Annotated in this window: 15 protein-coding genes and 1 pseudogene; 11 read left to right on the top strand and 5 right to left on the bottom strand. The window is 60.6% G+C overall.

Annotated features, from left to right (window positions below; genetic code table 11):
- Positions 1-13 precede the first annotated feature (13 nt).
- The 5 genes from AC07OX_RS05095 (at position 14) to AC07OX_RS05075 (ending at position 5,054) form a co-directional block, all read left to right on the top strand.
- Positions 14-1,003 (top strand): TRAP transporter substrate-binding protein, encoded by a 990-nt coding sequence (locus tag AC07OX_RS05095; protein ID WP_495260120.1) that lies wholly within the window; start codon positions 14-16, stop codon positions 1,001-1,003.
- A gap of 20 nt (positions 1,004-1,023) precedes the next feature.
- Positions 1,024-1,554, top strand: coding sequence for a TRAP transporter small permease (locus AC07OX_RS05090; RefSeq protein WP_495260119.1), 531 nt, complete (start codon positions 1,024-1,026; stop codon positions 1,552-1,554).
- Positions 1,548-2,822 (top strand): TRAP transporter large permease, encoded by a 1,275-nt coding sequence (locus AC07OX_RS05085; protein WP_495260118.1) that lies wholly within the window; start codon positions 1,548-1,550, stop codon positions 2,820-2,822. The genes AC07OX_RS05090 and AC07OX_RS05085 overlap by 7 nt, the downstream gene beginning before the upstream one ends.
- Before the next feature lie 72 nt (positions 2,823-2,894).
- The gene (locus AC07OX_RS05080) at positions 2,895-3,839 is read left to right on the top strand and encodes a hydroxymethylglutaryl-CoA lyase-like TIM-barrel protein (RefSeq protein ID WP_495260117.1); all 945 of its coding nucleotides are present in this window, start codon (positions 2,895-2,897) and stop codon (positions 3,837-3,839) included.
- 273 nt (positions 3,840-4,112) lie between these two features.
- Positions 4,113-5,054, top strand: coding sequence for a hydroxymethylglutaryl-CoA lyase (locus tag AC07OX_RS05075; protein ID WP_495260116.1), 942 nt, complete (start codon positions 4,113-4,115; stop codon positions 5,052-5,054).
- 126 nt (positions 5,055-5,180) lie between these two features.
- Here the strand turns inward: AC07OX_RS05075 and AC07OX_RS05070 are convergent, their stop codons facing one another.
- Together AC07OX_RS05070 and AC07OX_RS05065 are read right to left on the bottom strand one after the other, a co-directional pair.
- Positions 5,181-5,621: a helix-turn-helix domain-containing protein gene (locus AC07OX_RS05070; RefSeq protein ID WP_495260115.1), complete on the bottom strand. Its 441-nt coding sequence runs from the start codon at positions 5,619-5,621 to the stop codon at positions 5,181-5,183.
- A gap of 81 nt (positions 5,622-5,702) precedes the next feature.
- Positions 5,703-6,470 carry an amidohydrolase family protein gene (locus AC07OX_RS05065; RefSeq protein WP_495260114.1) on the bottom strand — a complete coding sequence of 256 codons (768 nt, stop codon included), beginning with the start codon at positions 6,468-6,470 and terminating at the stop codon, positions 5,703-5,705.
- 565 nt (positions 6,471-7,035) lie between these two features.
- Here AC07OX_RS05065 and AC07OX_RS05060 point away from each other — a divergent pair.
- The 6 genes and pseudogenes from AC07OX_RS05060 to AC07OX_RS05035 form a co-directional block, all read left to right on the top strand.
- Complete coding sequence (locus AC07OX_RS05060) at positions 7,036-7,995, top strand: Bug family tripartite tricarboxylate transporter substrate binding protein (RefSeq protein WP_495260113.1); 960 nt, start codon at positions 7,036-7,038, stop codon at positions 7,993-7,995.
- 57 nt (positions 7,996-8,052) lie between these two features.
- Positions 8,053-8,355, top strand: coding sequence for a hypothetical protein (locus AC07OX_RS05055; protein ID WP_495260112.1), 303 nt, complete (start codon positions 8,053-8,055; stop codon positions 8,353-8,355).
- The gene (locus AC07OX_RS05050; protein WP_495260111.1) at positions 8,352-9,581 is read left to right on the top strand and encodes a CaiB/BaiF CoA transferase family protein; all 1,230 of its coding nucleotides are present in this window, start codon (positions 8,352-8,354) and stop codon (positions 9,579-9,581) included. The genes AC07OX_RS05055 and AC07OX_RS05050 overlap by 4 nt, the downstream gene beginning before the upstream one ends.
- 9 nt (positions 9,582-9,590) lie before the next feature.
- A complete protein-coding gene (locus tag AC07OX_RS05045) occupies positions 9,591-10,367 on the top strand; it encodes a hydroxypyruvate isomerase family protein (RefSeq protein WP_495260110.1) in 777 nt (258 codons plus the stop codon).
- A 454-nt stretch (positions 10,368-10,821) separates the two neighbouring features.
- Complete coding sequence (gene otnK / locus AC07OX_RS05040) at positions 10,822-12,093, top strand: 3-oxo-tetronate kinase (protein WP_495260109.1); 1,272 nt, start codon at positions 10,822-10,824, stop codon at positions 12,091-12,093.
- Positions 12,094-12,185: 92 nt separating this feature from the next.
- A pseudogene (locus AC07OX_RS05035) lies at positions 12,186-12,564 on the top strand (hypothetical protein); the annotation flags it as partial.
- On the opposite strand, the gene AC07OX_RS05030 reads toward AC07OX_RS05035, so the two are convergent.
- From AC07OX_RS05030 to AC07OX_RS05020, 3 genes are all read right to left on the bottom strand, one after another.
- The gene (locus tag AC07OX_RS05030) at positions 12,472-13,449 is read right to left on the bottom strand and encodes a D-2-hydroxyacid dehydrogenase (protein WP_495260108.1); all 978 of its coding nucleotides are present in this window, start codon (positions 13,447-13,449) and stop codon (positions 12,472-12,474) included. The pseudogene AC07OX_RS05035 and the gene AC07OX_RS05030 sit on opposite strands and share 93 nt — an antisense overlap.
- Positions 13,446-14,408 carry a Bug family tripartite tricarboxylate transporter substrate binding protein gene (locus AC07OX_RS05025; RefSeq protein WP_495260406.1) on the bottom strand — a complete coding sequence of 321 codons (963 nt, stop codon included), beginning with the start codon at positions 14,406-14,408 and terminating at the stop codon, positions 13,446-13,448. The genes AC07OX_RS05030 and AC07OX_RS05025 overlap by 4 nt, the downstream gene beginning before the upstream one ends.
- A gap of 61 nt (positions 14,409-14,469) precedes the next feature.
- On the bottom strand, positions 14,470-15,369 hold the full coding sequence (locus tag AC07OX_RS05020) for an amidohydrolase family protein (protein ID WP_495260107.1): 900 nt from the start codon (positions 15,367-15,369) through the stop codon (positions 14,470-14,472).
- Positions 15,370-15,378: the final 9 nt, after the last annotated feature.

Below are 15,378 nucleotides of genomic sequence, written 5' to 3'. Positions count from 1 at the left end.
AGTAGGAGACATCATGAAGAGAACCATTCTCAAGCTCGTTGCCGCTGCCGTGCTCACGGCTGTGGCCGCTCTGCCAGTCCATGCAGAGCGCCGCATTCGCATCGGAACGATCTCGGCGCACAACAGCCCATGGCACAAGGCGATGTTGCGCTTTGCGGAGGTAGCAGAGAGGGAGTCCAACGGGCAGATCAAGGTGCAGGTGTTCACTGACGGTCAGTTGGGCGACATCCTCCAGATGTATTCGTCAATGCAGTTGGGTACGGTGGAGATGGGATACTTCGGGCTGGCCGCGATCACGCAATTGAGGGGAGCCGAGACGCTCAATGTGCTCTACACGCCCTATCTGTTCAAGAGCGCCGGGCAGGCCGAGCAGATTCTCAACAACGACGAGTTCAAAAAGATCTATTCCGACACGGCCGCGAAAACCGGAGTCCGCGTCGTTGGCGCTTTCGGTCAGCGCTCCGCGCGTGCGGTGCAGACTATCAAAGGCCCGATCTCGAAACCAACCGATCTGAAGGGCATGCGCCTGCGCGTTCCGCCGATCGAGATGCTCAAGGCTACCTTCGAGACGCTCGGCGTTCAGGTGACCCCCATGGGGATGCTTGATATCTATACCGCGCTCTCGCGCGGTACCGTTGAAGGGCAGGACAATGGTTTCGACCTCTCGATGCCACTGAAATTCCACGAAGCCGCGAAGCACTGGTCCGCCACCGATCACGCCTACGAGCTCACAGGATGGTTCATGTCGGAGCGGCTATGGAAGAGCCTCAGCGACGCAGAGCGAGTCGCAATCGTGAAGGCTGCACGGGCCGGCGGAGAAGTGACGACCAGCGAAACTAAGAAGCTCGACGCTGAATCGATCGAGACAATCAAGGCCGCTGGTGGAACCTACACGGTACCGGATCGAGCTGCTTTTCGCGCCGCGCTCAAGGACGCGCATAAGCCCTATGAAGGCAAGCTGTGGCCGGCCGGCCTGGTTGAACAGATCCGCAAGGCGGATTGAGCATGAGGAGCGCGCTCCCCTTGGGTGAAGTTGCTGCGGGACGCCCCAGCGGTATTCGTCGGCTCCTCGCACTGTCCGAAGCCGTCCTCCTGCGAATCAACGCCGCGATGCTGCTGGCAGGCATGATCGCCCTGGTCTTCTTCTGCTTTGCGCAGGCAGCAGACAGATACACGCTTAAGACGAGTTTCGACGCTCATGACCAGCTCGCCAAGGTGGGGCTTGTCTGGGTTGTGTTCACGGGGATGTCTCTGGCGTACGCCGCAGGAGAAAACCTGCGCATCGATCTGTTCGCCAAGCGACTTCCGCCTGTGGTCAGGAGAGTGCGCGATGCGCTTTATGAGACCGCCATCCTCCTGATTTGCGTGCTGTTGCACTGGAAGGGGTGGGCGGTGCTTGAAGTTGCCGGCTTCCAACAAATCATGGGGACTCCTTTCACGAATGCCCTTCCCTATAGCGTGTTGCTGCTTGGTACCTTGACCATCGCCATGACCTGCGTCGTGCGCCTTTCAGAAATGCTCGCGGGAGCACGGAAAATGGATTCGTCATGCTAGGAATCATCATCATCGTGTTCTTGGTGCTGCTCTTGCTGGGCATGGACGTCGCGTTTGCCATGATCGCGGCAAGTGTCGTCGGATTCGCCATGCGTGCAGATCCCTTGGGCGACGCGGCCATGCTGCCGCTCACCATGCTGACGGGCGTGGACAGCGCCGCGCTTCTTTCCATCCCTCTGTTCATTCTGGCCGGAGAGCTCATGAATGCCGGCGGCGTCACTCGGCGCCTCATTGAATGGTCCATGGCATTCGTTGGGCACTTCAAAGGTGCGCTGTCACAAGTGGCGGTGACGACCAATCTGATCATGTCCGGCATCTCGGGGTCTGCGGTGGCCGACGCGACCGCCGTCGGTTCTGCATTGATCCCGGAGATGAAGAAAGAGGGCTACAAGGAGGGCTATCCAGGTGCTGTGATAGCCGCCGCCGCGATGCTGGGCCCGATCATCCCGCCTTCCATTCCGATGGTGATCTACGCGGTGATCGCAAATCACTCGATCATCAAGATATTCATGGGCGGCATCGTTCCCGGCCTTCTTCTCGCAGGTGGGTACATGGTGATCTGCCGCTTTGTTGCGGGGCGACATGGCTACCCGTCGAAGGCCAAGTCCACCTGGCCAGAGCGTCTCAAGGCAACTCGGCTTGCCTCTTGGGCCCTTGCCATGCCGGTCATGGTGATCGGCGGGATTCGGATGGGAGTAGTGACTGACACCGAAGCCGCTGCTGTAGTGACTGTCTATGCAGGCCTCGTCGGCTGGTTCATCTACAAGGAGCTGGGGCGGCGCGAGATCTGGAGGTTGCTGTTGGCGTCCGGAAAGACGTCAGCGACCATTCTTTTCCTGCTTGCGGCAGCAGGCCCGTTCAGTTGGCTGATGGCCGAGGGGCGTCTTGCGGATGGCGTGCGGGGTTTGGTATTTGCGCTGTCCTCTGACCCGCTCGTAGTGGTGCTGATGATCAATGTGCTGCTGCTTCTGGTTGGGAAGATTCTCGAGCCGCTGCCAGCAATGATCCTGTTTGTTCCCACGCTTCTTCCGATTGCAGCCGAACTCCATCTTGACCCGACCCACTTCGCCATCATGGTAGTGGTTAACCTAATGATCGGTTTGCAAACCCCGCCCATCGGGCTACTGCTCTTCGTCACATCGGCTGTCGGGCGCGAACCTATGGGGGCCATCATCAGGCAGATCGTGCCTTTCGTGTTGTGGTCTTTAGTCGTTCTCGGCTTGATCATCCTCTTTCCTGCAACTGCCACGTGGCTGCCAAATCTCTGATCAGAGCCATCTGCAGGCGTCGTGGCCGCCGCTTCGGGTCAAAGGTGTCTTCCGTCAACGAATCTTCGAGCAATGGAACGAGTTGATCTGCAGTCAAGACAGGGCGCATCAGTTTCTTCTCGGCGCGTGGGCGTTCGCGAGGTTGGGCTGCGGGACGGCGTGCAGGCTTGCGGCACGGTGCTGCCCACCACATTCAAGTGTGATTGGATCTTGCTCGCCTACGCAGCCGGACTGCGCCAGATGGAGGTCGGTACCTATCGGGCATCTGAACTTGCGCCACCAATGGCTGATTCGTCGGAGGTGGTTGCCTTTGCATCGACGCTTTCAGAGTTCAACGTGTCCGTGTTCGCGCATGATCTGAAGAGCAGTCAGCGCGCCATGCTCGACGGCGCGACCACAGTGATAGTGCCCCTTTCCGCGAGCGAGAGGTACTGCGTCGCAAGCACGGGGCGGTCAGTCAATGAAATGCTCGGTAATTTGAAGCGAATTTGTGCGCTACGCGATGAAATCGATCCGAATGCTCACATCGAAGCAGGTATCAGTGCTGCTTTCGGATGCGCACTTGAGGGGGATATCGAGCATGCAAGAGTGCTTGACCTGGTCGCAGCGGCGATTGAGGCAGGGGCCGACGCCATTACGCTCGCCGATACCTTCGCCCGCGCGAATCCACACGCGGTTAGCGTTCTGTGCACCCGTGTGCGCGCTGTTGCATCAGGAACGCTGCTCACAGCACACCTGCACGGCTCCTCGTCACTCGCCAATGTCGCTGCAGCGGTCGCGGCCGGGGTTGACAGACTCGACGCAACATTGGGGGGAATAGGTGGAAACGCTTTCGTCATCGGATCAGATGGCAATGTTTCCGTCGAGTGTGTCGCATCGCTTCTGGAGGATTTGGGCATTGAAAGCGGCGTTGATTTGAGGACGTTGGCCGAGTTGCGCGAGTTCGCAAATAGACACCCGGACGCCAAACAGATGTTCGACGCAATACGCGAGGTGGGTCACCTACGTGGTACCTGAAAACCAATGGCCGAACTCAGTATGGCGAACTGCACCACTTACACCTGAGATGGGTATCGGCCTTGGTGCACCGCTCGTCGGGATCGGCTGCCACGCCGCCCGGGCCCTCGGTAGATCGAGTTCAGACAACGGCGTTTGGTCGGAAAGAGGCTGCCTTGGGATGCAGTTCCTCAATACTTTCATCGTCGCGGCAGTGACTTGGATAACGACCGACTTCCTCAAAGCATAGTACAGATCAGTCCCGTCTGATACCTCAACCAACCAGGAGTAAGCATGCCCACAGAACACGTTAATGTTTGCGAAGTCAGCCCGCGCGACGGGCTCCAAATGGCTCAGCAGATCATGCCGACAGAAACCAAGAAGCGCTGGATACGGCAGCTCGCTTCATCAGGCTTGAAGGAAGTAGAAGTTGGCAGTTTTGTGAATCCGAAACTCGTCCCTCAGATGGCCGACACTGCGGAGATTGTCCGGGACGCGCTAAACATCGATGGTTTGACTGTCTGCACGTTGGCTGCGAATCTCAAAGGTGCGATAGCTGCTCACGAAGCGGGCGCCCATGTTCTTTGCATTCCAGTGTCGGCGAGCGAAACGCATAGCCGGGCTAATGTCAATAAGAGCACAGACGCTCAAGTGGAGGCCGTCCGTAGCATCGTAGACTGGGTGCGCGCGCAGTCACGACCCATGCGCATTGATGCGGCCGTTGCGACGGCTTTCGGTTGCTCCATGGAGGGCGACGTCTCCGGTGCTCGAGTAGTCGAGGTTGCTGCTGCGCTGCAGGCCACTGGTGTCGATGAGATAACTTTGTCGGATACCGTCGGCTACGCCCACCCTGCCCAGATCAGGGCGTTGGTTCGTGGTGTGCAGGATCGGGTCGGCGCGACGCTTACCAAGCTGCATCTGCATGACACGATGGGGCTCGGACTCGCTAACGTTCTCGCGGGCCTTGATGAAGGGATCAGAAGCTTCGACGCATGTCTCGCCGGGCTCGGCGGGTGTCCTTTCGCGCCGAATGCGTCTGGCAATGTCGTGACGGAAGACCTCATCTTCCTTCTTGAAAGCATGGGTTACACCACGGGCGTTCAACTCCCGAGGCTGATTGGAGCACGGCAGCTTCTAGCCGAAAGTTTGCCCGATGAGATCTTGCGAAGCGGAGTGGCAGCCGCCGGCATCCCGAAGACGTTCAAGCCGTCAACGAGTCCAGCATTGCCGGGTTGAAGGTCCACAGCGCACCGAATATGAGTATTCGAATCCGCGTCGTGCATCTCGAAGGTAAGTGGCCGGCTACTGCAGAAGCTCGCGCGGACCCGAGTTCTGCCGTCTCATTCTTGCTGCGGTCTGGCTCTATCGCGTCGCTAGGTGCTCCGTAATCTCGCGTGCGCCGAGGTCTCGCACTGCCGCAAGGCTTTCGAGCTGCGCCGCCCGCGGTCGTGCCTTGCCTTGCTCCCAGTGATAAATCGTTTGCCCGGACACGCCAACCAACTGCCCATAGATCGCAGCGGACAGCCCAAGCTTTGCGCGATGCGCCGCCAACCTGGGTGCGCTGAATCGGCGCTTCCTGTCTCCAGTCGCTTCATTGACCGAATCAGGCGCTGTGCCCCGAAGTGCCGCGCCCCTCGAAACATGACGCAACTCCTTCTCAAGCGCATTCACTTGGCGGCGCAGCTCAGCAATCGACGCGCGATAAGCGACTGATGCCTTCTTGAGCGTTTCGATCTCGGCGCGTACTTCTTTGCGAGCCACACGGGAGATTTCAGTTTTGAGGATCGAGGCGATGTTTGGCATGGACGCATTGTGCCGTGCCATTGCAGGGGTGGGGGCGGTCTGAATTCAGAGGCAACCGCCAGGGGCCTCGAGTTTCAGTGGTCAAGATCGATACAGACGCTGTGGGTTGTCCACGAGCACCTGCCGGCACTCATGGTGCGACAGCCAGCGTGCGAGCAGGTTCATGAGGACGGCGTCATCCGGCTTTTGGCGCATGGTTACATGGGGCCAGTCGGTGCCCCACACCAGCTGGTCCAGTGACTCGTCGGCGAGCTGTCGCACAAACGCGTCGAGGTCTTCGTAGGCGTCGGAGTCAGGCGACGCGATGTAGGGGGCAGAGAGTTTCATCCACACCCGACCGCTGCCCAGCAGCCGGTGAGTAGCTCCTGCAACGTCAGTAGTCAGTTCCGGCTCCACGTTAAGAAACGCGAAGTGGTCGATGACCACGGGGATGGGCAAGGCGAGGAGCCTGTCGGCCAAGTCTAGAAGTTCCTTTGGATGTGCATGTAGCTGAAGGTGCCAGCCGAACGGCGCGATCTTTGCTGCCACGTCTTCCAGCATCGCCGCAGTGTTAGCACCTTTTTGCACGAGGTTGAAGCGCACGCCGACGACGCCATGGTCGTCGAGTGTTCGCAACTCGGCTTCGTTGACATCAGGGCCAACGACAGCGACACCTCGCGCGGTGCCTTCGAGACTGCGGAGACCCGTCAGGAGTACACGATGGTCACGGCCGTAGCTAGACGGCTGAACGATGACGTTCCGGTCAATGCCAAGCCGGCCTTTCAGCTTGCCATAGTCCTCAGGGCTGGCGAGTCCATGCTGGAGCACCGGTCCCGGCGCGAACGGCAGCGCCGGGTCGAAGAAATGCATGTGGCAATCGCAGGCGCCCGAGGGCACTTCAAAGGCCGGTGCGTTCTCTCCCGTGGAATGCGGCGCGGCGCCCCCGCGTTGCTTCCGTCTCGCTGCTCCAAGGGGCTGCACATTCATTTGAGATTCTTCGCGTTGTGCCAGACCAAGGCATCGCACAGCGCCGTATTCTTGAGCAACATTTCCTCGCTCACGCGGGAGGAACTTGCGCGCTAGTTGATCGTTGCTGGGGGGCAGACTTCGCTGTCCGGATTGCACGTCGGCTTACTTGTGGGTATCACCGAGGCGAACGATGAATCGTAGTAGAGACGCACGACCGGATTCGCGGTGTTGACGAACTTTGTTTGATCTCTCCGGTTCAACATGCAGTTGGCTTTGCCATCAATGGCGGTTCCATGCACGCCTGTTCGATCAAGGCCGATGCCAGTTGGGATGCTGGACCCATCTATTTTCGAGAGGGGAGGGCGCTGGAATGCTCATTTGCGAGCAGCCGAGTTGGCCCACTACCATGCCCATCCCTTCCTTTCGGAATGGTGCAAGCGCCCAACTTGAAAAAGGAGACTAATCGATGATCCGCCGAATGCTTGGCGTGGCGCTGCTGCTCGCCACGTCTGTCCTTTCCCATGCACAGACTTATCCAACAATGCCGATCAGGCTTGTATCGCCATTTCCACCTGGTGGCGGAACGGACCTCATTGCGCGTACGATCGCGGCGAAGCTCACGGAGACCAAGCAGTGGACTGTGGTGGTCGACAACCGACCGGGAGCTAACGGAACAATCGGCGTAGCCGAGGTCAGTCGGGCAAACCCGGCTGGTTACGATCTTGTCATCGGCCAAAAAGACAATCTGATTCTGGCCCCTTGGTTGCAGAAGGTTCCCTTCGACACGGTGAAGGACTTCCGTCCCGTGGCCTACATCGGCGGATCGCCAGTGGTGTTCTTGAGCGCGGCGAACGGGAAGTACCAAAGTTTCGCCGACGTTATTGCCGCGGTGAGGGCTAAGCCCGACTCGCTGACGATGGGGAGTTCAGGCTCTGGAAGCGTTGCCCATATCACGACGGAGTTGATGCGGAAACGAGCCAGCATTCATTTCCAGCACGTTCCCTACAAAGGATCCACTCCGGCGCTCACCGACTTGCTAGGCGGACAGATCGATCTGGTTGGTTCATCTATCGCCTCGGCAAGTTCGCTGATACAGGCCGGTAAGCTCAAGCCTCTGGCGGTCAGCAGCGCGACACGCAGTCCGTCGCTTCCGAATGTCCCGACGCTCGCAGAACTGGGCGTGCGAAATGTAGACGTTCAGATCTGGTACGGCCTCTTGGGGCCTGCCGGTCTGGGTCCGGAGGTGGTCACCCAACTCAACGCCGAAGTCAATCAGATTGTCCGGCGCCCTGAAGTTGCAAAGTTGCTTCGCGAACAGGGCCTGGAGCCGAAGCCGGCGTCGCCCGAAGATTTCGCGCGCATGGTGCAGTCCGACTACGTGGCCTGGAAAGGAATCATCGCCGAGACCGGCGTCAAGATCGACTGAGGCAGGCCAGCCTCTTGGCGCGGTCGCAGGTGATGTTCCGCAAGCACTGGAGATTGAATGTTCAACACGCTAAGCGCAGCAGCGGGCCGACGGGTCAGGATGATCGAGGTCGGCACCCCCGACGGCCTGCGAATCGAGATATCCATCGTGCCTGCAGTTCAAAAGACAGGACCCATAAACAAGATGATCGAAGGCGGGGTCGGCGTCGAGCTAAACAAAGTCGTCGACGTCGCACTGAATATCGAGGGGTGTTCGGGCGAGCACTTTGTCGGACATGGAATGCGCGCGGATCCTCGTTTGCGTGTGCATGCCGTCAACGATGTGGCGACTGCCGATGGACAAGAGAGAGCGCGACTATGACCAATATTGCAAGACCTCCGCTTGATGGCATCAGGGTGGTCGATCTGACCCGAATCCTTTCCGGTCCTTTCTGTACCATGATGCTCGGAGATATGGGGGCGGATGTCGTCAAAGTCGAGGGGCCGAATGATGGCGACCCGATTCGCGGCATTGGCGAGATGCGCGATGGAGTTAGCTGGTACTTTGCAGCTTTCAACAGAAACAAGCGATCCATCGTGCTGGATCTTCGCAGCGAGGAAGGGCTGAAAACGCTGGCAGCCCTCTTGGCGAAGGCCGACGTCTTGGTCGAGAACTTCAAGCCGGGCGTTCTGGAGCGAATGGGATTCAGCGACGAAAGGCTGCGCTCGATCAATCCAAATCTCATCGTGGCGAGCATCAACGGCTATGGATCGACAGGGCCCTACGCCGACCGGCCGGCATTCGATTTCGTCACGCAGGCCATGAGCGGGTTCATGAGTGTGAACGGCGATCCTGATGGGCGGGCGATGCGAAGCGGTCCGCCGATCACTGACCTCGTGGCAGGCTTGTATTGTGCCTTCGGCGTGGTGAACGCCCTTCGTGCCCGCGAACTCAATGGAGCTGGCCAGAGAGTGGAAGCATCAATGATGGGCGGCATCATGAGCATGTTCGCCTTTCTTGCTGCTGATCATCTCGCGACGGGCCGGATACCCCAAAGGCAGGGCAACGACCACCCCATTAGTTCACCGTACGGCATATTTTCTGCAGCAGACGGCGACTTGGCAATTGCGCCGAGCACGGACGCAGTGCTGCGCAAGTTTCTGGCGGAGATCAATCTCTCGCATCTTCTTAGTCAGCCCGACTTTGCGACGAATGCCTTGCGGGTGAAGAACCGACGCGCTATCCATGCGTTGGTCGATGAGCAACTGAAAAAGCAGTCGCAAGCCTTCTGGCTTCAGACGCTCAACGATGCCGGCGTGCCGTGCGGCATCGTTCAGGATCTGGATCAAGCCTTCACCGACCCGCAGACGGTGCACCAGGAGTGGGTGATCGACGTGCCACATCCGGGCCATGGAAACGTGCGGATGCTGGGGTTTGCGACAAAGCTGTCAGAAACGCCTGCGAGCGTACGGCGCGCTGCGCCAGAACATGGCGCGCACACCAAAGAAGTGCTCAATGAATGGGGTGTCGCACAGGCGCTTCGCACTAGCGCTCTATCCAACCAAAACCCCAAGCCGAGATCGTCTCTAGAGGTCGGATCTTCTTAAAGAAAAAGCATGTTACGTTTCTCCGCCAACCTTTCGACAATGTTCCAGGAGTTGCCCTTCCTTGAGAGACTTCCTGCAGCGCGTGCCGTGGGCTTTCAAGCAGTGGAGGTGTGGTTTCCGTACGAAGTGGAGGCCGAGCGATTCGCTGATGAGCTAGCTTTGAACAAGCTCGTATGTGTTGGCATCAATTCGCCGGCCGGTGATGCTGCGGCGGGTGACTGGGGGTTGGCTGTTGAGCCGAACCGCGTCGGCGAGTTCGAGACCAGCGTCGAAGAGGCTATGAAGTACGCGCGAACGATCGGATGCCGGAACGTGCACGTCATGGCGGGGCAACCGCGATCGGATATTCAAGCAGAAGTCGCCTGGGACACCTATCGGGCCAACCTGCGGCGAGCGATTGACATCGCAGGGAGCTACGGTTGCCGGCCGATGATCGAGCCGCTCAACGCGCTCGACCGTCCGCGTTATCTGCTGCAGCGTCAGGACCAGGCGATTGCGCTGATCGATGAACTGGGGCGCGACCGTCTTGGACTCATGCTGGACCTATTCCATCTTCAACGCGGCGAGGGCAATCTGATCGAGCGCATGCGTCGAAGCCTACCGTACGCCGCCCATGTTCAGATCGCGGATGTCCCTGGGCGGCACGAGCCAGGGACGGGCGAGATCCGCTTCGAAAAGGTCTTTGAGGAGCTCCAATCGCAGTGGTCCGGATGGATCGGATGCGAGTACCTTCCGTCTGCGGGAACCGTCGAGGGGATGGGTTGGATGCGCGGGCTGTCAACCTAAGCATTGCCGTGCGAAAAGTCGATTCCGCGCCGGCCAGGGTGTTCGTTGTCATGGTCGAGGAAGGTAGCGTCGGCCGAGTGGCAGCGCTGGAGAACATCGTGCCGTCGCCCGTGAGCAAACGCTTGGGTGAGCTTGAGGGATGCTAGGTGGAGCTGGTCGAGCGTGGCCAGCGCGGTCTATCGCATGATGGTGAGGAGATGGGCACTGGAGTGGTTCCCAGGTTCCTTAAATCTGTCCGCGGCAAGAAGGGTTGACGCTTGGTCCCTCCATCAGACGAGCGGGACCATTCCGTCATTTTCATCGTCGCGTACGACTTCAACTCATTGCCTTCTAGTGCACGCGCATTCGCGGACCATCTGTGCAAGGCCCTAGATGTGCCGCTAGCAGCGTCGTCATGAGATTCCGACGGGTTGGGCAGTTGCGGCTTCACATTTCATTATGAGCGTATTTGACAATGACTCATCAAAAAATCAGGCTTGGCTGCATTGCCGACGATTTCACCGGCGCGACGGATCTTGCAAGTAATCTTGTGCGAAGCGGTATGCGGGTAATTCAGACCATAGGAGTTCCGATCTCGCCGCTTGACGATGGAATCGATGCTGTCGTCATCAGCCTCAAATCGCGGACCGTTGCTGCGAAGGACGCCGTCGGCCAATCATTGGCAGCTCTGCACTGGCTCAAGGCGCACGACGCGAGGCAGATCTACTTCAAGTACTGCTCGACGTTCGATTCGACTTCGCTCGGAAACATCGGACCTGTCACCGATGCACTCATGACGGCGCTCGATAGCGACTTCACGATTGCGTGTCCGGCTTTCCCAGAAACTGGTCGAACAGTCTTCAAGGGCTATCTGTTTGTCGGGGATGAATTGCTCCAGGAGTCTGGTATGAGGAACCATCCGCTCACACCAATGACAGATTCGAACCTCGTTCGAGTACTGCAATCCCAGACGACGCGGCGAGTGGGGCTAATTGACCTTGCGACGGTCCGCGCCGGAGCGGACGCGGTCAGACATCGGATCGAGGCGCTGCGCAAGGATGCAGTTTCCATTGCGGTGGTCGATGCGACGGACAATGCCGATCTGATAACTCTCGGGCGATCTTTGGCGTCGATGCCGCTCGTCACCGCAGGTTCCGGAGTGGCGATTGGCCTGCCGCAAAATTTCAGCATTTTTCCTGGAGACCCGGCTGCGAAGCTTCCCGAAGTCACCGGGCTGCGTGCCATCGTCTCAGGAAGTTGCTCAGTCGCGACCAATGCTCAGGTTGCGGATTTCATAGGGCGTGGGGGTGCGTCGTTTGCCATCGACCCGCTCAGGCTGGCAGATGGCGAAGATCTCGTTAGTCAGGTCCTGACCCAGGCTTCAGGCAGCCTTCGACATGGCACCTTTTTGGTGTACGCGACTGCCGAACCCGCTGCAGTTCGTCAGGTCCAGGCCCGGCTGGGAACTGAGAATGCGGGCCAGATTGTCGAAGATGCTTTGGCGAAGATTGCGCGCGGGCTGGTCGAGCAGGGTGTCCGTCAACTGGTCGTCGCAGGCGGCGAGACGTCCGGCGCATGCGTACAGGCGCTCGGGATCCAACGGTTGAGAATCGGTCCTCAGATTTCGCCTGGCGTACCGTGGTGCCACGCTTCAACGGTGTCGGACGCAGACATCCACATCGCCTTGAAGTCGGGCAACTTCGGAGGCGCTGACTTCTTCACTTCAGCTTTCGCAATGCTTAGCTAAAAGCGTGTTCGCGGCTCGCAGTATGCGAGCGCTATAGAAGAGTTCCGTGGCAGTGCGTACGAGCTCTGGCTGACCAGCCACCTGTGGCATGCGAACTTTTTATCCACGCCCACAAAGGCGACGACGTGGGCGAGTGCACGAGGCGCTGCGTCGCATAACGGTCACGCCACACGTCGCACAGAACAAGTCGAGCCTCCGCTCGGCGGCGGCCGACGAGATCGCTCAGAGCGAGGGTTATGCGATCTTGCAGCGCAAGCGAAAGCTCATCGAGCAAGGCTTCGCTGGGTCAAGTTCGTCGGTCCCATCCGACAGGTGATGGTGCGCGGTGTCAAGAAGGCCGACCAACTGTTCGTGCTGACGATGGCCGCCGACTACCGATCAGGGCACTCTGTTGATCAAGGGGCGTCCCTTAATCCAGCGGCTAAGGTTTTGCAGAAACACGGCCGAGATGCGTGCTTCGTTGCCGTCTGAATGCCCGGCCGTGTGCGGCGTGACAATCACGTTCCGCAGTTCCCACAACGGTGATGCAACAGGAAGGGGTTCATGCACGAATACGTCCAGGTACGCGCCAGCAAGCCTTCCGCAGCGCAACGCTTCGGTCAGCGCCGTCTCGTCGACGACCTCGCCTCGTGCGACATTGACGAGCCGTGCGCCTTCAGGCAGCAATGCAAGCGCCGATGCATCCACAAGGCGTTGAGTGCGGTCGCTCAACGGGCAAGCTAATATTAGCCAGTCGGCATTTGGAAGTACCGTGCGCAGCGCCTCGTAGCTCACACTGAACTGAGCAGGTGGCGCCTCAACATTGCTGCCGCGCACAGCCACAATACGCAGACCCAACATGGCGAGCAGCTCGCCGATTCCGTTGCCGATTGCACCCCAGCCAACCACCACGGCGGTCTGGCCTGAAAGATCGCGTGGCAAGCCGCTGTCCACGAGGGGGGACCACTTGTGGGCTCGCTGAGCCTCGAGCAGTTGCGGAAACTGCCGCGCCAGCATCAGCACTCCGGCCAGCGCGCTCTGTACCACCACCCCCGCATTGGCGCCTGATGAGGTCGTCACCTCCACACCGCGTGCGCGCAGCTCGCCGTACACCGGCCGGTCCGCACCCGACGAGTGCGCGTGCACCCAGCGCAGCGACGGCGCGTTGCGCAAGGCATCGTGAAACTGCTGCGTGTGGGGCAGCACCTGGTGCTTGGTCGAGAGGCCGGTGACGTCGCGCGAGACGAAGGCGATGTCGGCATCGTCTCCTTCATTGACCACCACATGTGCCCGGCCGCCGAGTGCGTCGGCCAGGCCGATGCCGGCCTGCTGCACGGCCGCGGGCGTCATCAGGAGACGCAGCGGCGGCGAACTCATTCGGCCGTGGCGCCCGACTCGCGCACGATCAGCTTCCACTTCTCATACTCCTGCCGCGTGAACTTGCCGAACTGCTCGGGCGTGCCGCCCACCGGGTCGGCACCTTCGCGGATCATCTGCGCCTCGAGCGAGGGCAGTGCGTTGTTCACCGACTTGTTGAGCAGCGCGATCACCGGCGCCGGCGTGCCCTTGGGCGCGAAGAAGCCGAACCACGAGCCCGCCGAGAAACCGGCGAAGCCTTTCTCGGCCACCGTCGGCACATCGGGCAACGAACGCGAGCGCTTCAGGCTGCTCACCGCGATGGCGCGCAGCTTGCCCGCGCGGATGTGCGAGATCACCGAGGGAATGGTCGCGAACATGAACTGCACGCGGCCTGCCAGCAGGTCGTTCAGCGCATTGGCGCCCTTGTAGGGAATGTGCAGCGTCTCGGCGCCGATGCGTTGGCTGAGCATGTAGCTCGACAGGTGCGACGAGGTGCCGACGCCGGTCGAGCCGTAGTTCAGCTTGTTGGGGTTGGCCTTGGCGTAGGCGATGAACTCTTCCATCGTCTTGGCGGGCACCTCGGGGTTCACCACCAGCACGTTGGGCACGTCGGCGATTTGCACCACTGGCACGAGGTCGGTGAGTGGGTCGTATGGCAGGTTCTTGTAGAGCGTCTGGTTCACGGCCATCGGGCCGACCGAGTTGACGATGAGCGTGTAGCCGTCGGCCGGCGCGCGCACCACGAACTCGGTGCCGATGTTGCCGCCACCGCCGGGCTTGTTGTCGATGACGAAAGGCTGACCGAGCTTCTCCGACAGCTGCTGCGTGACGGCGCGCGCGAGGATGTCGGTGGTGCCGCCCGCGGTGAAGGCGACGATCACGCGCACGGGCTTGTTGGGGTACGCGGACTGCGCCTCGGCGTGGGGCGCGGCGCCACCAAGGCCTGTGGCCAGCAGCACAGCGGAAGCCGTGGCCATGAGCTTTTGCAGTAGGAAGGAGGGCTTGTCTCGGTTCATTTTTTCTCCTTTTTTCAGGGCTCTACACGGGCAGGGGAAAGTCGTACAGCGCCGCCGGGTTGTCGACCAGCACGCGACGCCGCAGCGCCTCGTCGGGCAGCCAGCGCGCCAGCAGGTTCACGAGGGCGCCGTCGTCCGGCACCTGCTGCGCTTCGAAGTAGTTGATGTGCGGCCAGTCGGTGCCCCACACCACGCGCTCGGCGTTGGCCTGCAGCAGCGAGGTGGCGAAGGAGTCGATGTCGGCGTAGGGCGGGCCCATGCCGGTGTTGCGGTCGGCGCCCGAGATCTTGGTCCAGGCCTTGCCTTCGGCGAGCAGGCGGCACAGCGTGCGAAAGCCCGGGTCATCGATGCCGCGCGATGCCGCCATGCGGCCCATGTGGTCGATCACGAGCGGCACGCCGAGGCGCAGCAGGCGCGGCGCCAGCTCGACGAGGTCGGGCGCGTGGATCCAGATCTGCGCGTGCCAGCCGCGCTCCGCGAGACGCGGTGCCAGCGCTTCGAGCACTTCGATGCCCACGCCGTTGCGGTACACGGCGTGGCCGTCACGCTTGAAGAGGTTGAAGCGCACGCCGCGGATGCCCGCCGCGTGCCAGCGGTCGAGCTCCGCATCGGTGGTGTCCGCCTGCGGCACGGCGATGCCGCGCAGGCGGTCGGGGTACTGCGACAACGCGGCGAGCACGGCGCCGTTGTGGGTGCCGCTCGCGCTGCCTGTCACCAGCACGCCGCGCGACAAACCCAGCCGGTCGATGTGCGCGATGAAGGCTTCGCCCGGGTACTCGCCCGGTGTGTAGCTGCGGTCGTCGGCCAGCGGAAAGCGGTCGTAGGGGCCAAAGACATGCGCGTGGCTGTCGCACGCGCCGGGCGGCAGCGCGAACGACACCGGGGTGAATGCATCGCGGGGAGGCAGGCAGGAGCGGGTCATGGTGCGCGC

It is taken from the genome of Variovorax sp. GW821-FHT09D07 (assembly GCF_059416345.1).
The sequence above is the reverse complement of the archived record's forward strand: the minus strand, read 5'-3'. Positions and strand labels throughout refer to the sequence as shown.